The sequence below is a fragment of the Prochlorococcus sp. MIT 1341 genome, assembly GCF_034092415.1.
In the GTDB taxonomy this organism is placed as follows: Bacteria; Cyanobacteriota; Cyanobacteriia; order PCC-6307; family Cyanobiaceae; genus AG-363-P08.
This window is the reverse complement of sequence record NZ_CP139304.1, coordinates 832,047-858,063: the sequence shown is the minus strand read 5'-3', so window position 1 is coordinate 858,063 and position 26,017 is coordinate 832,047. Positions and strand designations below refer to the sequence as shown.

Sequence of the window (26,017 nt, the reverse complement as noted above, 5' to 3'; positions counted from 1 at the left end):
ACTGAGAAAAGAATGAATTTTTTTGCTTTTATTAGTTTCATTCCCATCTTTCTAACCAAGCATGCGCCATTAATACAGGCCATAGGCGGTTTATATGATCATAATTTTCAGAAAGATGCTGTTCCCAAAGGAGATTTATTTCAGAGGGATCAAACCAACCATTTCTTTTGACAATTGTTGGGTTGAGAAGATCATTTGCCCAATCTTTTAAAGGCCCTCGAAGCCAGCTGCCAATAGGCATCGCAAACCCAGCTTTTGGTCTTTCAAAAAGCTCCTTTGGTAGATAGTCTTTGAGAAGTTCTTTTAAAGCCCACTTACCTATCGTCTTTCCATTCTTTTTGTAGATTTTGCATGCTAACGGTAGTCCCCAGGCAGCTTTTGCAACCATAGGGTCTAAAAAGGGTGCTCTTGTCTCAAGACCTACTGCCATCGCGGCTCTGTCTACTTTTACTAGGATGTCGAAGGGTAGGTAATTTATAAGGTCGGCGAGCATTATTTGTTCCTCAGGGCTGCCAGCATTCGGGAGATGAGACATGGTTCCCTTGCTACCTTTTTCACTTGGCATGGAGTCTAGTAAAACGGTATGCAATGCTTCTAAAGAATTTGCTGCACCAATAGCTGCTGATAGTTTCTGGCGCTTTTGTTGAGCTAGCCCATCTGAAGATATTCCAAGTAGTTTAAAAGGGGCATGTTCGATCGCAGTCTGTAAAACTCTTCGAAACGGGGGAGCGAGAAACCCAATTCTGCGATGAATTAATGGAGCCAGGCGATGTCGGTTGTACCCTCCAAATAATTCATCAGCACCATCACCAGTTAAAGCAACCGTTAATCCTGATTGTCTAGCTTCACGGCATAAGAGGTGTGTAGGCACCTGCGAGGAATCTGCGAATGGTTCTGAATATATGTTAGGGAGTGAAGGAATTAATGATTGTGCATCTTTAGAAGTTAAAGGTATTTCGGTATGATTTGTTCCCAGATAGTTGGCAATGGAGTTTGCATAAGAAGCTTCATTAAATTTAGGCTCATCAGGAAAAGAAATAGTTAAACTGCGAACCTTAGTGGAATTGCTTTCTTGCAGTAGAGCTGTGATCAAAGAAGAATCAATTCCACCAGATAAGAAACAGCCAATAGGTACATCTGATATTGATTGTAGTCGAACTGCTTCTTGTAATAATTCTTTCAGAGATTTAATTTTGTGTTCCAAAGGAGAAGAAGCCTTGTTTTTTTTTAAATATATTTGTTGATTAAAAGCTTCTATACTTGTTTCCCACCATGCAATAGGTTTTGGTAAAATTTCAGGAGCATTATCATAAGAGTTAGCCTTGATCTCTACAATATGACCGGGAGGAAGTTGCTTTAGGCCCTTGTAAATACATTGAGGTGCTGGTATATAACCAAGATGCATATAGCTCTTAATTGCATCTTCATCTAATGGGTTTGAAAAAGAATTAACTCTACGAAGTGCCGAGATTTCTGATGAGAACGCAATACCAAGATCATTAAGTAAACCCCAATAAATTGGTTTTTCCCCAAACCTATCTCTAGCTAGTAAAAGGTTTTTATTTTCCCTGTCCCATAAGGCAAAGGCAAACATCCCTTTGCTTAACTTCAATGCTTCTTTGAGACCAAATACTTCTATGCTTGCTAGCAAGGTTTCAGTATCCGAATTCCCTATCCATTGTTTTTTTCCTTCTAATTTGACTTCAATTTGAGAACGTAACTCAATGTGGTTGTAGATCTCTCCATTGAAAACGATTATGAAACGACGGCTTTGACTTGCCATCGGTTGATGCCCAGCATGAGAAAGGTCCATAATTGATAGGCGTCTATGGCCTAATCCAATCCCTAATGATTCATCTACCCAAACACCTGAGTCATCTGGGCCTCGATGGGATAGAGCCTCTGTCATCTTCCTGACCGTTTCTTTTAGGTCAGTGCCTTGATTTTGATTAAAAAGCCAAAGGCCAGTAATGCCACACATTAAAAAACTATATAGGGAGCAGGTATAAAGGGAGTAGAAAGTTTTTGTATGGGACCCAAAACATAGAGTAAGTGCCTAGAGAAATCCACACGGTAAGGATTAATAGCGAAATAAGAGCAAGTATTTTGGTCCATAGAGATGGTGAGAGCCTAAAAGTGCCTTGGAAAGGAAGGTGGCTAGCTACCACCATTTGCAATGGGATGAGATAAAGAGCCATACGATCAACCATTGTGCTAGGTAGACCAACTAGAAGCCCTATTGCAGCAGCCACTGCTCCAAGTGCAAGTATTCTCCAAATGCGAAGAGATAAATTCGATAGTTGATATCTGTTTTGAGTAAGTAGAAATATAAGTGCATAGAATAAACAAATCCCAACTCGAATATATGCACCTTGAGACTCCATTGCTGCGTAATAAAGTAGCCACTTATGGAATATTGGTTCGAATACCTTGACATAAAGTCCGTAAGACGCAAGAACAAGAAGAGCTGTGCGAACTAGCTTGGAAAACTTTAGAGAAGGACTAATAGTAACTGCTGGCAGTAGAAGAATAGCTAGAATTGTTCTGTGGAAAATAGAGCCAAATGAAATCCACCCAAGAAATGTTAATAACTTTTCTTTTTGTAGGGCTAATATTGCAATCATTTCCACGCCAACCGCTAAACCTTGACGGGTATAGCCCATTGCTACAACTATAACTAAGTAGGGGAATGCAGTGAGAAGTGCTAGCCATGGCTTTGGTTGATCATTACAGAAGAGAATAAGACCTAACGAGAAGACAAAAGCACTGATTAGATTTACCAAGTAAATTTCACCGAACCAATTTGCACCTATCCATGAGAGAAGGTAAAATCCTTGTTCGGGTAATTTTATGAATTCACTAAATGTAGGGAAATCTTCTTGCTTTAAATACCCTAATTCGCGCACGTAGTTGAACCAATCCCCTCCTACTTCATGACGACAGCCTATTAAAATTGTAAAAAATATGATTAAACGTAATATGGTATTTTGAGACCAACGTCCTTTTTCAGTAACAGCTTGGGCCCCTAAGTAAGCCCATACCAAGAAGTATGGAAGCATTAGTAATGTAGTTTGATTGTCAGATTGATGTGGACTTTTCTAGCTAACAATTGCATTATTTGTTTCAAAAATACCATGCCTAACATAATCTTTTGTCCCTGATCACAGTGCTATTCATATTCTGCCACCCCATTAGCTATTCTGATTATCTTGTCACAGCCCTTGAGCGTTGATTCTCTATGTGCGATGAGTATTATTGTTAACTCAGAGCTTAAGCTATATAAGGACCTCATCACTTCCTGCTCGGTTTGGGTGTCAAGGGCACTGGTTGCTTCGTCGAATACAATTAGCTTTGCTTCTTTATATATAGCCCTAGCTATACCTATGCGCTGTTTTTGCCCTCCGCTTAGGCGAACCCCTCGCTCTCCTATGTGTGTGTAATACCCATTCGGACATTGACTTATAAAGCGTGATAATTTTGCTTTTTCGGCTGCCTTTTTAACCTTCTTGATATCAATCAAATGCTTAGGTACCCCAAAGGCGATGTTTTCAGCAATAGAACTATCTATCAAATAAATGCTCTGAGGAACATGGGCTATAGATCTTCTCCACGCTGCTAACCTTTCAGGGCTTGATAATTCATGCAAGTCTTGATTGTCTAATAGGATTTGCCCTGAACTAGGTACTAGAAGGCCTATTAAAAGATCTATTGTTGTACTTTTTCCGCTTCCGGTCACTCCAACAAGACCAATACGTTCGCCTTTAAATATTTCCATATTGACGCCTTTTAGAACTTCACCGAAATTATCTCCGTAGCTAAATCTGACATTATTGAACTTAAGGCTTTTTGAAAAACTAAGACTTGTAGGATCTGAGTTTCTGGCTTTGATTGGAAGAGGCTGGTTGAGAAGATTTAGTACATTGGCAAGATTAACTTTGCTGGTTCGAACTTGAGCCCAGCCTTCGTATACTTTTTGGGCCATTGGTAAGATCCTTTGTGCTCCCAATGCAAGTGCGCCTAACAAAGGCAAGGCTTTAGTTACGCCTCCTTGAATGACAAGTATGTATCCAGCCACAGCAATTACCACCATGCCAACTGGCTCCAATGCCAGCCGTGGGTATGCACTTAAGAACCCACTTTTGCAAGCAGCTCTTCGTAGTGGCCTATCAGTTTGCTTGTATAAATTAGTGTATAGATCTTGACTTCCATCTAGTAAAATCTCTCGAATAGCCCCAAGACTTTCTTGTAGTGCCTGTATTAATTGCCTTTGAAGAAAGGCTTCTTCCTTGCCTAATCTTATAAGTTGTTTTTTTGCAATTTGCACTGCAAATAAATATACAAAAACGATTAAAAAGCCTGTCCCAATTGCGATTGCCCAGTTTATGGCTATTAGGGTAATAGCTAGGCCAATAATAATTAGGAGTGAGCTTAATAGCTGAAGCGATGGAATAAATATTTGACCAACAGTTCTATCTATGTCAATTATCATTCCAGAAATCATTGTGCTACTATTTCTTGATAAATGAACAGCATATGGCTGATAAATTGTTCGGTTGTATGCTTCACAGCTGATATCTGAGCCTAATGCTGACGCGAACTGATCTCTAAGCTTTAAGTTTAATAATCTGATTGCTGCTGCAATTATTGCAGCTAAAGCAAAGCTAATTGTGATTGGTAAGAGTAACTCTCTTGGTTCTAAAAAACCAAGGAAAGGAGCTATCTGCTGGACGATTTTTTGCCTCCAAAGTTCTTCTGGATTTGCTAAAACTGCGAGAAAAGGTAATACTGCAGCAAGGCTAATGATTTCAGCTAAGCTGCTGGTCAACATCAGTAAAATTAACAAGCCTACTTGACGACGCCTTCTATTGCTTAGATGAGACCAAAGTGTTTTTAGGAGGATTCTCAGTGGGGTCTTCTCTGAGAAAATTCTAGTTGTTCTTTCACTACTTAAGTTATTATATATCACAGGCGAATTGGGTTCAGTTCTCTAGGCGTAATGCCTTTTAGGTCAATTAAAATACCTTTTTCAAGCAGAAGATTTTTCCATTTATTCTGAGAAAGAGATTTGAATTCTTGATGAGCGACTGCTGCGATTATTGCGTGAAACTTTGTTGATTCCGGGAGACTTTTCTGGACATCAATGCCATAACAGACCTTAGCCTCTTTGATGCTCACCAAAGGATCCACTACTACAGCTTTCATACCATAGTGAAAAAGGGCTTCAATTACATCCACTACACGAGTATTGCGAATGTCAGGACAATTTTCTTTAAAAGATAACCCTAAAACTAATACCTTTGAAGTGCTTAGATTAAACCCTCTTTTAGCCATTTCAAGAACCATTTGCTGAACAACCCAATTCCCCATACTGTCATTAATTCTCCTTCCAGACAGAACTACTTGAGGGGTATAGCCAACTTGCTCAGCTTTGTGAGTTAAATAATACGGGTCGACACTTATACAGTGTCCACCTACAAGCCCAGGCCTAAAAGGTAGGAAATTCCATTTTGTTCCAGCAGCTTCTAGTACGTCGAGTGTATCTATTCCTAATTTTTGAAAGATTATTGCCAGCTCGTTAACCAAAGCGATATTTAGATCTCTTTGGGTATTCTCTATTACCTTTGCAGCTTCTGCCACCTTTATGCTTGGAGCTAGGTGTGTACCAGCTTTAATTATTGAACGATAGAACTTGTCAACCCATTCAGCAGCTTGTGGATTGCTACCACTCGTTACTTTAGTTATTGTGGTCAGCTTGTGGACTGTGTCACCGGGATTAATTCTCTCAGGGCTATAGCCACAAAAAAAGTCTTTATTGAACTTTAGTTTAGATTCTTTTTCAAGAATTGGTACACAGATCTCTTCTGTTGCACCAGGATATACAGTACTCTCGTAGATGATCAATGGATTGAGGTTTTCATCTGATTCTTTTAAATTTTCTGATCTTACTTTTAATGCCTTCCCAACAGTTTTACTTGCCTCTTTTAGCGGGGTGAAGTCAGGTTTTTTTGCGGAGTCTATAGGAGTTGGTACCGTCACTATGAAAACATTCGCGCTTTTTAGTACTTCAGGATCGCTTGTGAATTCTAGAAAAGTTGCTGCGCGAAGATCTAAAATGCTTGTTTCATTTGTAATGTCAATTCCTTTATTTAATTCCACCAGCCTTTTCTGATTTATATCAAAGCCAATTACTCTTCTCTTTAAGGTTTCCCCTGTCTCTAAGCATTTTTTAGCTTTTCCTAGTTCGACAGCTAAAGGGAGACCTACATACCCAAGACCAATTACTGCAATTGTGCAAGAAGATGACTCTGGAAATCTAGCTTTGAAAAATGTGGTTCTTTTAGATGTCATAAAAGTCCCGATACCAAGCAACAAAACGGTCAACCCCTTCTTTGACCGAGGTGTTTGGTTTGAAACCTATCCATTCTTGAAGGGCTCTGGTATCAGATGATGTCGCAGGGACATCGCCAGGTTGGATTGGCAGATAAGTTTTTTTTGCTTTAATTCCCAGAGCCTCCTCAAGAGCATTGATGTACTCCATCAATGGAGTAGGTTTTGAGTTGCCAATATTGAAAATCCGGTGTGGAGCCCAGCTGGAAGAAGGATCTGGGCTTATTGGGTCAAAACTTTTATCGGGTATGGCTGGCTTCTCAATGAGTCTTATAACGCTTTCGATAATGTCGTCTATGAAGGTGAAATCTCTAATCATGTTCCCTTCATTAAAGACTTTTATAGGCTCACCTTTGAGCATTGCATTAGTAAAAAGGAAAAGGGCCATATCTGGTCGCCCCCATGGACCATAGACCGTAAAGAAGCGAAGACCTGTTGCAGGTAACCCATAAAGATGACTATAGGTATGAGCCATTAGCTCATTTGCCTTTTTAGTCGCTGCATAAAGGCTCACTGGATGATCCACACCCTGCTTCTCGGAGAATGGCATATTTGTATTCCCTCCATAAACAGAGCTGCTGCTTGCATAAATAAGATTTTGAACTTTGTGGTGGCGACAGCACTCAAGGACATTTGCAAATCCAACCAGGTTGGATTGGATATAGGCATTAGGATTCTCTATTGAATATCTCACGCCTGCTTGGGCAGCAAGGTTCACGACAATTTTTGGCTTATGAACTTCGAAGGCCTCTCTAAGAACACTATTGTTTTCGATATCTCCTTGAATGATTTGCAAATCTGTTTGGCTACTTGAGGCGGTCAAATCAAGTTGATCCAAGCGAGCTTTCTTAAGAGTGGGATCGTAATAGGGATTGAGATTATCTATCCCCAGGACTGGGGTGCCAATCTCTAGTAGTTTTTTTGCAAGGTGAAAGCCAATAAAGCCTGCTGCACCGGTAACTAGAACAGACATTCAGGATTAAAGTTGATTAGTTGAAAAGTTTTTGAGTTATTTCAAGAGAAGTGGTAAGAAGGTTAGGACTTTAAGTGAGTCGAAAGCCTTAAGTTGTGCATTTTACTTGAGTTTTGAGGCCAGTACTCTGACCGACCACCCTGACTAGATTTTTCGGGCTCTCAGGAATAAGTTCTTCAGCATGAAAAGGGTAAAGACTATTTGCAGGCAGATTTTTGCTGCGAGTGTAACTGCCCTAGTTTGTAGTCCGGTATTTTTAGCAAAAGCAGAAACTTCAGTTAGTTACCCTACATCTGTTGCAGCTCTTGGGAACAAGACAATTTTAAAAGATAAGTCGCAAAGCTCTTATATTGTTGGGCCAGGAGACGTTCTCTTTATAGAGATGATTGATATACCTGAACTGTCTGGGTTTTTCAAAGTAGGTTTAGATGGGTCGATATATCTTCCTAGGCTTAGAGCAGTTAAGGTTGATGGATTAACCATTAATGGCCTTGTACAACTCTTGGTTAGTAATTATAAGAGGTTTGTAAAAGACCCAGAGATGTATATATTCATAGCAGAATATCGACCGATAAGGATATATGTTGGTGGTGAAGTTAATAGACCAGGTTATTACACCCTTAAGGGAAACACCCTAGGGAGTATTAGTGCTGATGGTGGTCAGATAAACAGGACTACAACACTTGGCGATATTAATCCTCAAGCCATGACTGGAAAAGATATATCAGACGCTGTGCAAACATCAATTAGTGTCTTTCCTACTGTTTTTGATGCGATCAGAGTCGGACAGGGAATTACGCCTTATTCAGACTTGTCAAAAGTACAGGTTACGCGTAAGCGTCCTGTTGAAGAAGGTGGCGGGCGCAAGCGTACCCAAGTCGATTTCTTGACTTTGATTACCGATGGGGATGAATCACAAAACCTTAGACTTTTTGATGGTGATTATGTAGAAGTCAAAAAGAGTAATGTGGTGCTAAGAGAACAGCTTTTAAATGCAAGTCAGACTAATTTAAGCCCACAATTTTTCCGTGTATTTGTTAGCGGTCGTGTTGAGTCCCCAGGTGCAATCACACTCCCTCAGGGCTCTAGTCTTAACAAGGCATTATTAGCGGCATCCCCTAAGCTTTTGCGTGGAAAGGTTGAGTTTGTTAGGTTTACTAAGGGTGGTGAAGTGGACAGAAGATTATTTACCTTTAAACCTTCGGCAGCAGTTTCAGATTATAGAAATCCTTTGCTTATGCCGGGGGATATTGTTCGTGTTAAAGACTCTATCTTTACCAGTTCAATGGAGATTATTAAGGAGGTTTCTAGTCCATTTGTTGGTGTGTATTCATTGTATCAACTTATCGACAAAGCATTTTAGAGGCATTAAATGACTGACGTTAACTCCAAAAATGTATACAATCCTAATGTAAGCGAGGAAGGCGGCATTAATTTTGTTGATGTCGTTAACTTTTTCCGTAGAAGAAAGTTTGCAATTGGGTTAATTACTTTAATCTCTAGCTCTATAAGTGTTGTATATGCTTATACTTTGCCTCCACGGTGGGAAGGAAGTTTTCAGATTGTTGTCTCTCGTAAAGGGAGATCTTCCGGTGGGTTTAATAACCCTATGGCTCAAGCACAGATGATGAATAGTCTTGCAAGTATTGCTGGTATTGCTGAACCTGATTTAGGTTCTACTTTGAAAACAGATCTAGTAATTCTAAGAAGTCCTTCAGTTTTGAGACCGGTTTATGAATTTGCTTCTGAACTGAAAGATTCTTTGCCAAGCTCTGGCAAAATGCCGACATTTAAACCATGGCTTTCAAATAATGTGACTGTTAAGCAAATATCTAAAACAAAGGCTCTAACCATCAAGTATAGAGATACTGAAAAAAGATTAATTATACCAGTACTAAATAGAATGAAAGATGCTTATCAGGCTTATTCAAATAAAGATCGCTCAGAGTCATTGTCCAATGGTATTGCATATGCAAGAAGCCAGATTAAAATCTTTAAAGATAAATCAAATGCATCAAACCGTGTGCTTGATAATTTTGAGTTACTTCATGGAATACGTTCATCTGATAAATGGAATGAACAAGAAAGTCAAACCGCACTTTTCCAAGATAGGCAAAATGGTGGACAAGCCATGTTTTCCCTGAAGTCAGGCATAGAGGGCATTTCTGGCGCATCATCTGGAGCAACTTCTTCAATTAAAGCTACAAATAATCCAATAGTTGATCTGGCAAAAATCAATAGGGAACTTCTAAGAAGAAAGAGGATTTTCACAGAAAATGATCCAAGCATTAAAACACTTATTAGAGAAAGGAAAGCAATTAGTGATTACATCGCACTTAGTGCAGGTGGATCGCTCGCTTCGCCAACTTATCAACCTAGAAGTAAAGAGGAAGCACAAACTATTATGCTTGATTATAAAGAACTAAAACGTAGGACAAAACGATATCAAAATACACTTAATTCTTTAGAGAGTATGCTTCACTCTCTCAGCCTTGAGCAAGCTCGCTCCTCTCAACCATGGCAATTAATTTCTGTGCCTACTTTGGTTGATGAGATGCCAATTTCTCCAGTTAAAAAAGATATTGCTCTAATTGGATTCGGTATAGGCTTATTAGTTGGCTCGCTATTGCTTTTTATCAAAGAGGCATTTGAAGGCAAGATCTATCTTATAGGTGATATTGAGAAAAGAATCCCTGGAAAGCTTTTGCAAAGATTGCCTGTATCAGACACTTCTTCATGGAAGGGATCTATTGCGTTGATTTTGCAAGGACTGTTTTCTTCATCTGAAAAAGGAAAGGTTGGTTTGTTATATGTTGGAGATGTGGATTCTGGTTACCTAAAGCTGCTCAGTAAGTGCATTAAGGATGGTCTTGGAGGCAGGGAGTTATTAATCTCTGGAGATATGTTTGACCTGGCTGGCTGTTCAACACAAATTCTTGTAACCAGCCCTGGAGCTATTACCTACGTAAACCTAGAAAGAATAGCAAATCAGATTTTGCTTCAGAAGCCCTTATTAGCTGGCTGGCTGTTAATAGATCCTTATATCTAATTAAACAAATGTACTTTATGCTCTCCAAACAATTAGTTGATTTGTTTTTACTAATTAATTTAATCTTAATAGGTCCCTTTTATATATTTAGAAGAATAGTCGATTGATGCTAAGAATTAGTTCGATGATAAAATTTCTTAGTGGGACTTTATTTATGCAAATAGTCCCAATATCCGCTAGTCATGCTGAGATAGTTTGGGATGGGCTCCAAATAGGTCAAGAGACTTCAGGAACTCTTAAGTCCTTCCAAGAATCTAGTCCTAAAGAAATACAAATTTCACCTCAAGTTGGACCTATTCAAACTTTTAAGAAGAAATCTAATTTAACCTGGGAGACTTTCCCGGCCAGCAAAAATAATAGTTCCAGTCAACCTGTAATTTGGGAAAATATTCCTGAGGATAAATATCCAGGTAACGCCCCTGTGGTTTGGGATGTTATCGAAGATCAAGAACTCCCTGACAAGGAAAAGGAGATTAAAGAGTACTTTGGAGAACTAAAAATCCCTAATAATTATGGAGAAGCGCAAGCTGTTTTTAATCAGCTAGAGCCACGTCCGGAAGATTATCAATTGCCATTAAGAATTGGGAATGCTGTTCCTACTGCAAATCAAGTATTTGAATCTGACATCAGATTAAATGCTTATCAAATATCGCCTTTTATGCCTGGTGAGTCTGGTGGAACCGGTAATCAGAATTATTCAATACAGTTTGACTTTGGGATCACTGATAGGCTTCAACTCTCTGGATTTGCATCACAAGCTGATGACCCACTTTTCGCGAAAATAGAATCACTAAGTTCTCAGCCAGGAAATTTTTGGGAGAGCTTTGGTGCTGAGTTTAAATTTAGGTTGGCTAGCGATCCTTATGGCTTATATCAGGACGCTCCTGGGAAATATTGGAATCTTGCATTAGCTGCATCAATCGAAGGTTGGAATGTTGGAAGTGGTGGATGTGATTCAGCCTTATGTAAGGGTAATAATGATGCTTCTCCAAATATCTTTAATGATTCAGGTCAAAGAGTTTTTACAAGAAATGTCATTGGCTCTATAGCCTTGCCTATCAGTTGGAATACCTCCTCAACTTCCCAACTGACTTTTTCTCCAGGCGTAAGTTTTCTCCCTGAGAAACAGGGCTCAGGCCAGGGAGGTGCTGGTGATTTCTATGGAAATAATTATTGGGTTTCAGGAGGTTTGTTTTGGAAGCCTATTCCAGAGATAGAGCTATTTACTTCTACCTTATTGTCTCTAGGGCCAGGTAATAATAGCTTTGATAAAAACTTGAATTTTGAAAGAGTTCCTATTTTCACAGGTGGATTAACTTGGAATTTAAACCCTCGGATTGCACTTGAGGGCGCTTTAACTAATGGCTGGGGGGCCACACCTGCAACATCTTTACTTGCTCTCCCTTCTTCCAACCAGTTAGGTTATTCGGCTAAGTTTGTATATAACAGTGGTGCACCTGATACTCCTCAGTTGCCTCTGACTAAACGTCAACATTCACTTGCTTCAGGAGGCTTGACTGTTAATACTGCACTAGTTCCGCCCGATGGCACTACTCAATTATGGGGGAACCTGGATAACAGAGGAAATATTTTTGGATCTTTATCTTATTCGATTTCTAATATCTTTCAATTAGATCTATACAAGGCTGGTCTATTTAGTCAGGTTGATAGTGTTGGCGGAGAGCCTTCGTCAAGTTTGGAACGTAATTACACCACTGACGATGGTTTGCATTGGCGAGTTGGTGGAAAGGCAGTGGCATTAAGTCCTTTGAGAGGGGCCCCAATTTGGACCTCTGGACGTATAAGTTTGGGGCGTAATAATGACGCAAAGAGTTATCAAGGATATATTTTTGCAGAATCTATAAATACTTACGAGGTAAATTCTTGGCTAGCAGTGAATGTAAACCCCAAGGCTGTAATCAGTGGAGTCAGTGACCCTTGGGGTGTAGGCCTTAGTGCAAACATGCAACTAGGTAATAGTTTTCAGTTGATTCCTGAAATTAACTTGGTTGGTTCTCACCGAGAAGCGACTAACATGACACTTGCTTTGCGATGGCTTGCTAGGCCAGATACAACATATGTAGATTTTTATATTAGTAATGCAGCGGGGATGCTAGACATTGGACAAATGATTAGATCTGATGATTTAAGACTTGGGACTAAGGTTAGTATCGTCTTTTAATTGTTTAGTTAGACTTTTTGAAGTAATAGTTTTATCCCATTAGATGAACGTAAAGTTAGGCGGCCTGTGAGATTTGGAATGTGTCCCTTGGCAGGTGAAACTTTAAAGTTTCTAACTAGTTCGGCGAGTACTAATACAGCTTCTTGTTGTGCAAAAGCAGCCCCAGGACATTTTCTTGGCCCTATACCAAAAGGGAGGAAAGCTTCTTTGACCCACCTGGATTCTTTCGTTTTTAAGAAACGCTCTGGCTTAAAAACCTGAGGATCTTCCCAATGATTTTCATGACGTTGAATGACCCAAGGTGAGAGTGTAAGAAGTGCCCCTAGAGGACACTTGCTCTTCTCTCCAGAAACAAAGAAGTTAGTATCTGTCTTTATTCTTTCCCGTATAAAGAAACTAACTGGTGGATATAATCTAAGTGTTTCATTAAATATCGCAGAGCAATAATTTAATTTTCTTATTTCGACTTGTTCTAATTGTTCTTGAACGGGCTTACCAGCTGAAACTAAAAGGACTTCTTCTCGTAACTTTTGTTGAATATCCTGGTATAGGGCGAGTAACCATGTTGCGACTCCTAAAGAGCTCGCTGATGTTTCATGACCTGCTAGAAAAAGAAAGCATATTTGATCTACAAGCTGCTTCTCGCTGAATTTTCTTTTAGTTTCCGGATCATTTGCCATTATTAAACAATCTAGAAGATCCATTGAGGTGGAAGAAGTTTCATCTCCTTCAGCATGTTTCTTCAATCTTTCTTTAATCGCTATGTGTATCCAGTCTCTGATTATTTTTGCATCATTCTTTAAGTTAATTTGAATCAAGCTTTTTGGAAGGTTTAAAAACCTTAGTACTAAGGCTCTGCCAGCTTTTCTTTGATATCTGGAAAAAGCAAGAAAAATCTTCTTGGACTCCCCTTCACTCAAAGGCCTGCTAAGAATTGTACGCATAATTACATCAGCAGTCACTAATGTCATTTCGGCATCAATATCTATTGGTTGTTGAGATTTATGCTCATGGAGACGCTTTATAAAGTCTTCTGTTGCACCAGCCATTGATGGGAAGACACGGTTTAACTTTGCGACTTGGAATGCTTGATCTATAAGACGTCTTTGCCATTGCCACTCTTCACCATTTACTGAAAAGATGGCTCTTCCGATCAATGGTTCTAGAATCCATAGTGTGTATGGATGCTTAGGGAAATTTTCCACTTCATCAACAAGAATTCTTCGGACAAGTGGAGGGTCGTTGATAAGAAATACAGGGAGTCCAAGTATATTGATTTCACCAATGGGTATACGAAAATCCCATTCATTTAGTAGTCCAAGCCATGTCTTCCAGCCACGCGCAAGTCTATGCAAAATATTTGCAGTATATGGCAATGGTTTCGGCCAGGGGGGTTCATTCCTTTGTTGTTTAGTGACCTCAGTCATTAGTATTCCCTTGATAAAGGCTTAGTAAGTAATCCAGGTAAATCAACGTCAGGGCAATGATTACGAAGGTAATCAAAATGTATGTCAAACTGATCAAGCAAAATTCTTTTTTGCTTTCGACCTTTTCTTGGAAGACTTAGTGAGATAATTTCCATTTTTGGATATAGGCTGCCTTTTGGTATGGCAATCCCGCAGGTTATAAAAGGGTTCACCCCTGCGAAACATAGTAAGTCTTCTTGGGATGTGACATCCCTCCATGGAAACCTTGGCTGTTCTGCTAAAAATTTGAGGTCATCTCGGAAAGATTTTGCCTCTGGATATATAGATAAATTTGTCAAGTTTTGCCCAAGTGTTAGTAATTCTATTCGAGAAAGTAAGTTAGCCGAATTGTCTTGTCTTTTTAATTCAGCGGCGAGCATTGCAGCAACAAAACTACCGCTACTATGTCCAATAATAATAATACGTTCTGCAGGTTCTTTTTCTTCGAGGTTGATTAATAGAACTGCTAGGTCGCATACCCTTTGGCGTAAATCTTTTTCCTTGGCTTGGCCCAGGCGGTGGGTGAATAGGATTGATCTTGTGAGCCAAATCACACCAAGTGCTTCTGCCAGTTTCCATGCTGCGAAAAGGGTTGAAAACCACAAAGTTAAACTTATTAAGTATTTCCCTGCTGGAATGGAAAATATTTCAAATAGTTCTATTGAGAGGGTTGCTGTAATTGTGGCAAAACACAATGCAATAAGTAAGAAAAGTAATGGGTAGGCTCCACATAAAGCTACACCAGGGCACAATTTGGCTATTCGAAAAACCCATCCTCTGAAGAGGTAAAAAGACGCATATGACATGCACTGCTTAAGGATTTCTAAGGGTTGTTTAGGCCAGTTTGCTCTTGCTATATCGTCCCAGTGGAGGAAACAAAGTTCTGATTGGTGGAGCGTTTCAACTTCTTGGGTTTTCTCGTTTCCTGTTTTTTTCTTTATCGGCCAGCGAGTTATTAGCCCATTGGTTATTCTTTTACCAGTACTAGCCCCTCTAGCTTGTAGCTCCTTTTGAAATAGAGCTAGATAGTGGTTTGCACCTCTTGGGTCAAACCCACTAACGAAATAAGTTCTAGAGCAAGGAAGTGACGCACAGTTTTCCCTTGTGCGCTTTAATTCAACTCTCCTTCCATCATGGTTAGTACTAGATTCCTGCACAAGCAATGTCGAATGGGGAAATCAAGTAGAGCTGTTTTATTAGGTCTGATAGTAGGTGTGTCCGCTCCGATCGGCTTAGTTTTTGCACAAAGTCAAAGTAACCAGCCTGAGTTAACAAGACTCTCAGGAGTGACAACCTCCACAATCACCGTTCCTGTTGAACTTAATAGAGCATGGGAGGTTTTGACAGGTTATGAAAGCACAGCAATACAAATGCCAGATATCAAAAAGGTGAAAATTATTTTTCGGAATGGACACTCCCTTAGATTATCTCAGACTTATCAAGCACCCTACACTTTTGGTTTGGAGATTTCAGCTTTGATTCATGTTAAAGAAACCCCAAAAAAAATGATTGAATATAAATTATTGAAGGGGGATCTTATTCGATCACTGAGAGGTAAATGGAAATTGAAGCCTATTGATGGAGGGACAATGGTGAGCCATAGTATTGATATTGACCCAGAGATTCCAGAAGTTTTTAAACCTGTTTTTCGTGAGCTTAGCGAAACAAACTTGAATCAGTCTATGAAAATTCTATATGAGTTAATGGTTAGTCCTGCAATCTCTCAACCCCTTTAGGGTTTAGGGTTATCTTGTAATTAATTCCACGCCACTCTACTTCTTTTGCAACAAGAGCCATTAAAGTTGACCAGCCATTGATTAATTGTCCCGCTATAAGTGAAAAAGCAAAATTTCTTGTAGATTTAGGCGTTTTATTTCTGGCTATTACTTCAATCCAGCCTAACAATAAAAGGCAAGATAATTCATATACTATCAATGAAAACCATGTCCCGGAAAATAACCCTAAAACAAGTACTAATGTTGTTCCAAGGCCATGAATCATGATAAGTGGCCATGCAGGGTGATGAAGACGTACTGTGAGAACCTGACGAGAAAGCCATTTCGCTAATCCTGGCATAGTTATGTCATAACTACGGTCAATAATTAAAAGTTCGGGGATAAACCTATATTCTAAGTTTAGTTCTTTGAGTGGTTTGTGTAGGCATGTGTCTTCACAGAGAGAGCTTTCAAGAAGGTTTACCCAAAGATCAGAATTGATTAATTCTCTTTTTACAGCAAGTGAGCCTCCCCAGGGGATTTTAAAAATTGTCATCATTACCAGGGCTCCTGCATTCCAAACTTTTCTAGTGCACGCAGAAAGTGTATTTCTAGTCGGCTCGTACCATCTGTTTCCAGATACAGCTCCAATATTTTCCTGGCAGCATTCATAAACTAATGTTTTTAGCCAATCTGACGGTACAACTGCATCTGAATCGACTAATGCAACCACCTTTGAATTAGGGTGAAGTCCTTTAAAAGCTTGCCTAATAGATGCACATTTGAGGGAACCTTTTGTTTCCTTTTCTTCGAGAACTTCAACAATTGCTTCAGCCCATGAAGAAGTTTTTTGGTTGTTTTTACCTTCAGAATCAATCATTTCTTGAACGATTGCCCATGCATGGTCTGATGCAGAGTCCACTACAATTTTTAGGCGCCATAGCCCGGGATAGTTTTGCTTAGAAAGAGAATTGAGCATTCCAGGAAGTGTCTTATCTGCTCCTCGTAAGCACAAAACAACTTCAACTTCTGGCCATAGTTGATAAGGTTCTCCCGCGCGAAAAGTTTTCCCTCTTTGCAGTTGTTTGATTTTGAATTTGAAAAATGCCACTAAAATGACTTGAGTGGCAATAACCACAGCAAAAAGTAGTGGTAGAAGATCCCTGAGTGTCAAGCTGCTACTGAACTTTTCAGAAGTGAGGCAGCCCAAGTATCAATAAGGTCTTCAAAATCTGGGCAGTGGATATTTTTCTTCTCTAAGGCGGAGATGGTTAGTTTGCAACTTGGGCGAGCTCTTACGCCCAATGCATTTAACTCCGGATATGTGAGTTGTTCTGGCCCCCAGCGTTGTTGGAAGAAAGCCTTAAGAGGATTAAGCGGATTGTTCGTATCCTCTGAAATTGCCTGAAGCCATTCCTTCATAGGCACTTGCTGTAAAGGTGCGCCGTCCGATATGAGCTTTGTCAAAAGATCATTGAGCATTAAAGGACGTGGATGTTGTAGGTGAAAACAATTCCCGGCAGTTTCTTTATTCCAAGCAAGAGCACTTATGGAGTCAGCAACGTAATCGACAGGGACAAGATCCAATTCCCAAGCAAGCTGAGGAGCTTGTCCTAATGCTAAGCAACCTTGTAAAAGTCTTTGCAGAAGATCCCCTTCATGCCAGTGACCGGTGATGGAATGTCCCCCTATTAATGGTGGACGGTAAATGCTTATTGGTAATCCAAGTCGACCTGCCTGAGTTACAAGCCTCTCGCTAACCCATTTAGTTTGTGAATAACCAATATGAATGCCCTCGCAGCAGTTAAGGTCGTCACACTCATCTATTTCACGATTTCTATAGGCAGCTCCTTCGAAAACAGAAACACTCGAAACATGCTCTAAGCGAATAGGGTTAGAGATAGTCGCTAGGTTTAATATTTCTCGGGTTCCTCCTACATTGGCAGCTGTCAACTGCGCATAAGGTGCCATTTGACTAAGTTGCGCACCGTTATGAAGGATTCCTCCAATTTTATTTGATAATTTTTTGAAATGTTCTTCTTCAAGCCCAAATCTTGAGAGTGATAAATCACCAAGTATTGGTTTTATTCTCCTCTCCCAACTTGGTTCCCAGAGACCATAAAAATATAAGTTTTTCTTTATTCTCTCAAGAGCAATTTCAACGGTCTTTGCTCTTACCAGACAGCGTACATTGAGATCCTCCCAACGTTTAAGTTGTCCTGCTAATAAGTATGCACCCAGGAAGCCAGATGCCCCTGTTAGGAATATTGAGTTGCCGGGACAAAGACTTGGATTTAGAGAAGGGCAGGACCAGTCTTTATCTAGCTTTGCCTCCTGCTCAAGATTTAAAGATTCATTATGGGATTGACCCTGTTTAGGTGTTAATTGTTTGAGCCCAAGTTCGGCAAGTGCATCAAGGGTGGGGTCATCTGCAAGAGCTTCAAGATCAAGTCGAATCCCAAGTTCTGTTTGAACTACAGCTGCATATTCAACTGCCATTAATGAATCAAGCCCAAGGTTAAAGAGAGATTCACTTGAATCAATAGAAGAGGCCTCTAGTAAATCTTCCGAATCAGATTCTGCTGCCATTACTCTTGCCAATCTTTCTCGTAACTCCTGCATTAGAATCAATTGATGCTGAGATTTTGGCAGTGCTTTCAACTTCTTCCAAAGGCGCTCAGAAGGTGATGGCCCGATCTTTTCAAGCAAGTCATTAAACCAATCTTTTTGCCTTGGTAATGCTTGAGATGCAAGCATTTGCCAGTCATTATCTGCGACAGAGATCACCCCTCCTTCTCCTCTTTTTAGAAGTCTATTTAGTGACTCAAAAGCATCTTCTGGGGCAATCATTTTCATACCTATTTTTTCAAAACGACTTTCTAACCCCTTTGCCATCCCTGTGTTTGACCAAGGTCCCCATTGGATTGCAAGTCTGATTGGAGATGAAGACTCTCTTTTGCAATATCCTTCTATGGCACCATTTGCGGCTGCATATGCTGCTTGCCCTGGGGAACCAAGTAAAGCTGCTATAGAAGAGAACCCAATAATAAAATCTAAATCAGACTCTTTCTTTATTAGGCTTTCAAATAATTTCCATCCTTGAAGTTTTGGATCCATAGTTGATTTAATACAATCCTCATCAATCGTTGATAGAAGACCATCGCGGAGTAGGCCTGCGGTATGAAAAATGCCACGTAAAGGTTTAGTATTAGGGAGGAGATTGATCGTCCTTTTAAGTTCTTGAGAAGTTGTAGAATTTTTTGTTTCTGAAAGGTCATAAGCGATGCAAGTATATTTAACCCCTTTACCCCTCAGCTCTTTTAACACTCTCTGAGCATCTTCTTTAGGGTCTTTAAATGAACGACCAACTAAAATTAATGATTTTGCTCCCTGGGATGTAACCCATTTAAGAAGTTTCAACCCAATGCCGCCTAAAGCACCAGTTATTAAATAGGTTGCATTTTCTTTGATGGAAATTTGTTCAGGTTGTATCGGTTGTTTGATTACAACCTTACCTATATGCCTTGCTTGAGCCATGTGCTTGAAAGCATCTTTGAATTCATTTATATGCCAAGCTTTAGATGGTATATTTTGCAACGAACCAGTAGATATTTCTTTGCTAATTCTGAGAAGAAGACTTCTTATCTTCAATGGTTCAGCGGTAGCAACTTCCAGTAAATCAAAAGGAAGATATTTGGCGTCTGGTCTTTTCTCCTTTGCTTGTGCATCGCTCCAGATATCAATCTTGCCAAGTTCTAAGAACTTTCCTCCCTTTTTTAGGCACTTGAAACTGGCATCAACCCATTCTCCTTTAAGACTATTAAGTACTACATCTACGCCAACACCATTAGTGCAATCCAAAATCTGATCAGCAAAATCTAGAGTTCTTGAATCAAATACTCCTTCTACGCCTTGTTCCTTGATTAGGTTTTGCTTGCCAGCAGAGGCGGTGGCAAAAATTTTTGCTCCGGAACGTTTTGCTATTTGCATTGCTGCTTGACCGACCCCTCCCGCCGCGGAATGTATAAGAACGGTTTGGTTGGGTTCTAATTTTGCAAGCTTTTCTAGGCCATATGCAGCTGTCAGAAAAGCAGTTGAAAAGCTTGCTCCTTCTTCTGCACTCATGCCTGGGGGCATAGGTATGCAAAGCTCTTCTCTTGAAATGACATGACTCGCGAGGCTGCCAATTGTTAGGGCTGCAACAACTCTTTGCCCAATAAGTTCGCTGGATAAATTAGGGCCAATATCCACTATCTTCCCAACAGCTTCCCCTCCAAATGGCAAACGGGTTTGGTCGTCTATTCCAAGCGAAGCTGCATGATCCTTTAGTAATCCTAGGGAATTGAGTACATCTCGAAAGTTAAGGCCAGTCGCTTCAACAGCTATTTCAACTTCACCTGGCAATAGTTCTGTGGGAGGCATTGCCTTGCGATGTAGACCTTCTAAACGCCCAGTCCCATCAGTTCTTATTTGGAACCTCTCATTTTCTACTACTTCTAAATGTGGGCTATTTAGGACGCCATTTAAGTAAGAGATTTCGGAAAATTTTTCGCTTGCTAAGAAGATTTCTCCCCAGTCTTCAGGTTTTGGATGTTGATCTAATTCAGAGGGTAGATGCAAGGTTGTCAATTTCCAGTCTGGGCGTTCAAGCATCACGGAGCGTTGGAAAGCTTTTAGGGAACTTGTTGTTGGGGAATCACCTTCTAAAACAAGTAAAATAGGCTCTTGGTGATCATTTGATAGGGATTTAAAAACTTTTAAGAGTATATTCAGCAAATTCTCTGGATTTTCTTTTGTGATTCTTGGCCATAAGATAAGGGGTGTATGAACCTGTGATAATTCAGCTCTAAGAGGTATTCTATTGAGGGATAGGTCTTCAACATTGGCCCAACAATTTAAATTTTCAATTCGAGACTTATCTGGTCCAATTACAATTATCTGATTATTGTTGAATGTTGGCTTTTTGTCTTTTTGAATGCTTATTGGTGACCATTTAGAGTGTAATAAACTTGGCTTGATTTTTGAGGACTCTTTCTTTGGGAATAGAAGGTCTAGCACTGATCGGGTTAGTCTTCTTAGCTTTAGACCAACTAGTTTGCCGATGCATTTACCTTCTTTCTCTAATTCTAAATCAGCTATTATTGTTGAATTGTGGTCCTGGGGTGGATGCAATAAGATATTGCAATTGAACTTGTCTGGTAAAGGCCATTCTGTGAACTCAAGATTTTTCAGACCAACTGGAAGAAATAATTGACCATTTGTTTCTCTAACATCTAAACAAGCTGCAACTGCTTGAAAACAGCCATCTATTAGGCATCTGTCTGGAGCACTATTTGGCCTTTCTATTTCTACCCATGCTTGATAAGGCCTGGAGCGTAGCGATTTGATTGGCTGATAAAGTTTTCCATAGTTAAGACCAATGGTGGACAAGCTTTCATAGAAAGATTTTGTGGAAATAGATTCAATGTCCGAAAAAGAATTAGCCACCTTGTCTTGCAGAACAATATTATTAAATCTTTGATTCCCTCTATCTTTAAGAATTAGTTCGCCATGTTTTAGCCATGTTTTCTTCCCTAAATCTTTACTGTAAAAGCTCATTTTACCTCCTTCTAATACAGCCTGTAAGGTGCTGGATTTGTCTTGAATTCTAAGGGGAGTATCTAAAACAAAATCAGAAAGAAAAGACTCTTGATTCCTTTCTCGTTTTAGATCAAGTGCCAATGCAATATATCCTGCAGCAGGGAAAACCACCCAATCACGAACTAAATGGTCGCCTAAATCTAAGATCTCGATAGGATTTAATTCTGCATGGAAATGTTCAGATGAGCCAGGGAGTTCAAGTTGTTCAAATTGTAAGATTCGTTCCTTATTTACACTTGATGCCTTTTTATTTGTTTTACCTATATGATCCAGCCAAAGACTTGATTTGCTCTTTTCATTTTCTGGTTTATTCCACCAATAACGTTGTTTTATGAATGGATGACCAGGAACATTCACGCGTTTGTGAGGGAATGGATGGTGAAAGATTTTCCAGTCAAATTTTTCACCTTTTCCAATTTCCAGGGCTAATTTTTTGAGCTTCTTTTTCCCTTCTTCACCAGATAAGCCAAGAGTTATTTTTTCAAGAGGTTCATTGCTTTTGCTTGTACTAGAGCTTACAAGTGACGTTTCTCCATTCCAGGCTGGCTCTTCTTGAAGTTCAAGTTGAGAAACTAACTCATCTCGATTTGTTCCTATTGCGATCAATCTATGAGGGAACATACTTCTCCCAAGATGTGTGCTTGCCGCGACGTCATTGATACTTAATAAAGGGTTATTCTTTAAGAGAAAAACATATTCTTTTCTCAGAATCTCAAGCGCTTTAGTTGTTCTTGCAGAAATGCAGAGGAAATATATTGGGGGCTCTACCTTTTCATCGTGGTTATTTATTAGTAAATTTTTTGTTTTAGGGGATTCACTTAAAACCGCATGAGCATTTGTTCCCCCAAACCCAAAGGAGCTCACTCCTGCGATTAATTTGCTTTTAGGATTCGGAAATGATTCAAGCTTAGTTTGAACTTTTAAACCAAGTTTTTCAAAATCTATAGAGGGGTTTGGTTTGTGAAAATGTAAGCTCGCGGGTATTTTCCTTTCTTTTAAACAAAGTACGGTTTTGATAAGACCTGTTATTCCTGCAGCAGTTTCGCCATGACCAAGGTTTGTTTTGACTGAGCCTATTCGACATGGTTGGTTATTAGGTCTACCTTCCCTTAGAACGCTACCTAAAGCTCTTAGCTCAATAGGGTCGCCTTGACGTGTCCCCGTCCCATGGGCTTCAACATATTGGGTTTGATTTGGTGCTAAACCCGCACTTTCGTAGGCCTTGCGAACACAATTAGATTGAGAACGTTGGCTTGGTGCGGCTAGGCCCTGACTGCGTCCATCTGAGTTGATTGCGGTACCTTCAATCAAAGCATGAATCTGATCACCATCTCTTAAAGCAGTTTTTAGAGGTTTTAAGAGCACTACTCCTGCTCCTTCAGAGCGAACATATCCATTTGCTTCAGAATCAAAGCTTTTGCATCGGCCCTCAGGGGAGAGTAAGCCTGCCTTACAAAAACTCATTTGTATTCCTGGATGGAGAAGTGCTTGGACTCCGCCAGCAATTGCTAGTTCTGATTCGCCTTTTTGGAGACTCTCACAGGCTAGATGCACTGCAACTAAAGAAGAGGAACAAGCAGTATCAACTGTGAAGCTTGGTCCTTTTAGATCTAAAAAATAGGAAAGCCTGTTGGCAGCAATACATCCTGTGTTACCTGGAAGAATAAAGGGTTCATTGTCAGGAGTGAGATAGTCCTCACTGGAAGCCCAAAGTAGGGAGCTGTAGTCAGCACTTGAGATGCCAACAAATACTCCAACAGATTGCCCTCTAATTTTGTCGATTGGGACACCAGCATCCTCAATAGAACGCCAGGACACTTCGAGCAAAAGGCGTTGCTGAGGGTCCATGCATATGGCTTCCCTTGGTGTGATTCCAAAAAAACCTGGGTCAAACAGATCGATATCCTCAATGAAACCACCCTTTCGCACATGCTGGGTAAGAGGTTTTTTGGGGTCTGGGTTGAAGTGAAAGTCAAGATCCCATCTTTCATTAGGGATTTGTCTAATTGCATCCTTCCCATCACGAAGGACTTCCCAGAATTGATCTGGTGATTGGATCCCACCAGGAAGGTTGCATCCAATGCCAATTATTGCGATGGGATCTTGCAAAGGCATCAAGCCATCCCCAGTATCAACTTTTTAATGCCATCAAGGTTTCCTTTTAGTTGGTTGCAGTTGTAGGTTTCTTCAATAAGCCTATGCTGTTTGGGGTCTTCGAGCCATTGACTAAGTATTCCCATTAGATCTTCAGGTTTATTGATGGAAATGTCTATACCTCTAGACGAGAAGTAATACCTTGCAAGTAACTCCTGAGGCATGGTGCTTCCAAACCCGTTGAAGATCAGTACACATCCTGAGGCTATAGCTTCAGTGGCAGTTCTAGCGCCTGGCCTAGCGACCATGACCCAAGCTTTTTTGTAGAGAATTGCCATCTGTTCTGGACTCTGAAAGTCAACAGCTTCAACTGCAATCTCTGGGTGAACAGAATGCCAAGCATCAATTCTTTTTTTGGAACTTTTTCGTTTCCCACATAATGCAACTATGCGAATTCGACCAGAAAGAGGAAGAAGTGCATTTAGTAAATGCAAGTGGTTGTTAGATCCATTTGCTCCGGCCCCGAGAACGATTAGGGGTAGAGGGTTTTCCTTGGCAGATTTATTAGTTGATTGTTCTAATACTGACTCAAAAGCAGGGTCAAATAATGGACCTAATACTTCTACTCGATTGGGCGAGATGCCTCGATGTATCACTTCGCTTTTGACCTCTTGTGTCAATGCCCAGAAGCTGTCGGTTCTTTGGGATACCCAGTTCCTACTGAAACCGAAGCCGCCATCCAGTTCAGTGCAACATGTTATACATCTCAATGACTCTCCAAGAATTCTCTTTGCGAGATCAAAGTGACCTCGATTTATATGTGGATGGGTTGAAATAATGACTTCTGGGCGAAAATGTTTTAGTAAGCGTATGAAATAGCTTCTGCCAAACAAAACGGTGGAAGGTTTTACGAGATCTTCGAATTCCACCAATCGCCAATAAATTTTATGAAGCCATGGCCAGTGTTTTTGAATCCAGTTGTAGAGATTTACGCTTGCTCTCATAACGAGGCTTGCTTTTTCAAGTAAATGCTCCACAGATGCTGAGCCATCAGGGTCCCACTTCAATAACCAATTTTTTATTGAATAGGCTGCCGCGTCATGTGCAGTACCTCCACTTGAAGTAAGAATTAGAACTCGCATAGATGATTGAATGATTTACCTAAAAGTTGAACGCAAGTTCTTTTTTTGGCTGATTCCGGATAGAAATAGTACCCATCCCATTGCCCCAAGCGCTACTGCGATAGCTCTTCCCTCTCCTGTGCCTAAAGATAATTTTATCCAGGGAGGCAAATTAGCCGAAAGTAGGACAGGTTGAATTAATTGATCTACCCCTATCGAGACAGTAATGAAAGCAATTAATCTTGCTGACCATTCAAATGCGTATCTAATGGCAAAAAAACGTGGGAGGTCTTTTGGGAGAGCTATATGACTCCATATTTGCTGGATTGAAGACATAACTATAGGTATGCCACCGCTGAAGATGAAAACACCTGCAAACCAGATGAGAGTTGTTGACTCAAAAATCTGTAATCCTGCCCCCATAAGGATTAAGGCTTGGATGTAAATCATTTTTTGCCATATTCCTTTCCAGTAGTTTCCTATTTGGGTCTGCCAGGCAAGAAGGCCTAGGAGGTATCCCAGAATGGCTGCAAGAATGACTAGAGCCATTCTTTTTGGGCCATAGGTCACAGCAACCCAGGCTGGGAAAAGTATTTCGGTTGCGGCATAGGAGAAAGCTACGCAGGTACTAATGGTCAGAGCAATTTGGCTGAGGGGACTGGCCCTCCACAATTCCTTGATTGTTTCCCAATGATTAATTAGATGAAGACCTCTCCAGGGTTTTGATAAGCCTGATGGATTATTTAGTTGAGTGGACCATGGTGCGGCAAGAACGCATATAAAAGCGAGGATAAAACTGCAAGCATCCAGGCTGAGAACCCCTTCTAAGCCAATTGTTCCGGCTAGCCAGCTTCCAAGGAATGGCGCTATTGCAAGTACAACACTATCTGTGCTTGCGAAAAGGCCGTTAGCTTTGATTAGAGACTGCTTATTGATTATTAGAGCAGGAATAAGACTTGAGAAACTCAGGATTAATGTGGCTTCTGCCATTGCAGCAAGCCCTTGAAGAAGAAGAAGAGGTGCCAAAAGAGGGATGTCTTCACTTTGAAGAAGCACCATTGCAAACCCAAGAGTACATAGAGCTCCAATGCAGTTCGAGATGAGCATTACCTGTCTTCTAGGCCAGGCAGAAATTTGGTTTCCTATTAGAGGTAAAACAATTATTCTTGCTAATTGGACAGCAAAAGCCACTAAGGCGAAGTCAGTTAATTGTTGGGTGTTTGAAAAAAGCCATAGACCTATTCCATAAAGGGTTGTTTGAGTCCCAAGATTAGATATTAACTGCGCTAACCAAAGGTAAAAAAAGGTCTTGTTTGCTTTTGTTTTTGTTAATGGCATTAAGGAATTATTCCTCATTCTCAAGGAATTGAGGTAACAGGATATCCAAAAA

The 26,017-nt window shown here is 40.2% G+C and carries 15 protein-coding genes; 4 read left to right on the top strand and 11 right to left on the bottom strand.

Annotated features, from left to right (window positions below):
- Positions 1–37 precede the first annotated feature (37 nt).
- The 5 genes from asnB to SOI84_RS04325 form a co-directional block, all read right to left on the bottom strand.
- Positions 38–1,981 carry an asparagine synthase (glutamine-hydrolyzing) gene (asnB, locus tag SOI84_RS04345; RefSeq protein ID WP_320675182.1) on the bottom strand — a complete coding sequence of 648 codons (1,944 nt, stop codon included), beginning with the start codon at positions 1,979–1,981 and terminating at the stop codon, positions 38–40.
- 7 nt (positions 1,982–1,988) lie between these two features.
- Entirely contained in the window at positions 1,989–3,059 is a 1,071-nt protein-coding gene (locus tag SOI84_RS04340; protein WP_320675181.1) for an EpsG family protein, read from the bottom strand.
- A gap of 110 nt (positions 3,060–3,169) precedes the next feature.
- A complete protein-coding gene (locus tag SOI84_RS04335; RefSeq protein ID WP_320675180.1) occupies positions 3,170–4,828 on the bottom strand; it encodes an ABC transporter ATP-binding protein in 1,659 nt (552 codons plus the stop codon).
- 134 nt (positions 4,829–4,962) lie between these two features.
- Positions 4,963–6,348, bottom strand: coding sequence for a nucleotide sugar dehydrogenase (locus tag SOI84_RS04330; RefSeq protein WP_320675179.1), 1,386 nt, complete (start codon positions 6,346–6,348; stop codon positions 4,963–4,965).
- On the bottom strand, positions 6,338–7,360 hold the full coding sequence (locus tag SOI84_RS04325; RefSeq protein WP_320675178.1) for an NAD-dependent epimerase: 1,023 nt from the start codon (positions 7,358–7,360) through the stop codon (positions 6,338–6,340). Before SOI84_RS04325 ends, SOI84_RS04330 begins: the two co-directional genes overlap by 11 nt.
- A gap of 181 nt (positions 7,361–7,541) precedes the next feature.
- On the opposite strand from SOI84_RS04325, the gene SOI84_RS04320 reads away from it, so the two are divergent.
- From SOI84_RS04320 to SOI84_RS04310, 3 genes are all read left to right on the top strand, one after another.
- Positions 7,542–8,723 carry a polysaccharide biosynthesis/export family protein gene (locus SOI84_RS04320; protein WP_320675177.1) on the top strand — a complete coding sequence of 394 codons (1,182 nt, stop codon included), beginning with the start codon at positions 7,542–7,544 and terminating at the stop codon, positions 8,721–8,723.
- Between the two features lie 9 nt (positions 8,724–8,732).
- On the top strand, positions 8,733–10,409 hold the full coding sequence (locus SOI84_RS04315; protein ID WP_320675176.1) for a GumC family protein: 1,677 nt from the start codon (positions 8,733–8,735) through the stop codon (positions 10,407–10,409).
- A gap of 124 nt (positions 10,410–10,533) precedes the next feature.
- Positions 10,534–12,591, top strand: a complete 2,058-nt coding sequence (locus tag SOI84_RS04310) for a hypothetical protein (protein ID WP_320675174.1) — start codon at positions 10,534–10,536, stop codon at positions 12,589–12,591.
- Between the two features lie 8 nt (positions 12,592–12,599).
- Here SOI84_RS04310 and SOI84_RS04305 read toward each other — a convergent pair whose 3' ends face one another.
- Together SOI84_RS04305 and SOI84_RS04300 are read right to left on the bottom strand one after the other, a co-directional pair.
- Positions 12,600–14,018 carry a cytochrome P450 gene (locus tag SOI84_RS04305; protein WP_320675173.1) on the bottom strand — a complete coding sequence of 473 codons (1,419 nt, stop codon included), beginning with the start codon at positions 14,016–14,018 and terminating at the stop codon, positions 12,600–12,602.
- Entirely contained in the window at positions 14,018–15,214 is a 1,197-nt protein-coding gene (locus SOI84_RS04300; RefSeq protein ID WP_320675172.1) for a hypothetical protein, read from the bottom strand. Before SOI84_RS04300 ends, SOI84_RS04305 begins: the two co-directional genes overlap by 1 nt.
- Before the next feature lie 12 nt (positions 15,215–15,226).
- On the opposite strand from SOI84_RS04300, the gene SOI84_RS04295 reads away from it, so the two are divergent.
- Complete coding sequence (locus SOI84_RS04295) at positions 15,227–15,793, top strand: SRPBCC family protein (protein WP_320675171.1); 567 nt, start codon at positions 15,227–15,229, stop codon at positions 15,791–15,793.
- Here the strand turns inward: SOI84_RS04295 and SOI84_RS04290 are convergent.
- The 4 genes from SOI84_RS04290 to SOI84_RS04275 are packed head-to-tail and all read right to left on the bottom strand — an operon-like array spanning position 15,765 to position 25,965.
- Positions 15,765–16,946 (bottom strand): glycosyltransferase family 2 protein, encoded by a 1,182-nt coding sequence (locus SOI84_RS04290; RefSeq protein WP_320675170.1) that lies wholly within the window; start codon positions 16,944–16,946, stop codon positions 15,765–15,767. The two genes, SOI84_RS04295 and SOI84_RS04290, sit on opposite strands and share 29 nt — an antisense overlap.
- Positions 16,943–23,527, bottom strand: coding sequence for a thioester reductase domain-containing protein (locus tag SOI84_RS04285; RefSeq protein WP_320675169.1), 6,585 nt, complete (start codon positions 23,525–23,527; stop codon positions 16,943–16,945). Before SOI84_RS04285 ends, SOI84_RS04290 begins: the two co-directional genes overlap by 4 nt.
- Positions 23,527–24,648, bottom strand: a complete 1,122-nt coding sequence (locus SOI84_RS04280) for an MGDG synthase family glycosyltransferase (protein WP_320675168.1) — start codon at positions 24,646–24,648, stop codon at positions 23,527–23,529. The genes SOI84_RS04285 and SOI84_RS04280 overlap by 1 nt, the downstream gene beginning before the upstream one ends.
- Before the next feature lie 15 nt (positions 24,649–24,663).
- Entirely contained in the window at positions 24,664–25,965 is a 1,302-nt protein-coding gene (locus SOI84_RS04275; RefSeq protein WP_320675167.1) for an MFS transporter, read from the bottom strand.
- Positions 25,966–26,017 lie beyond the last annotated feature (52 nt).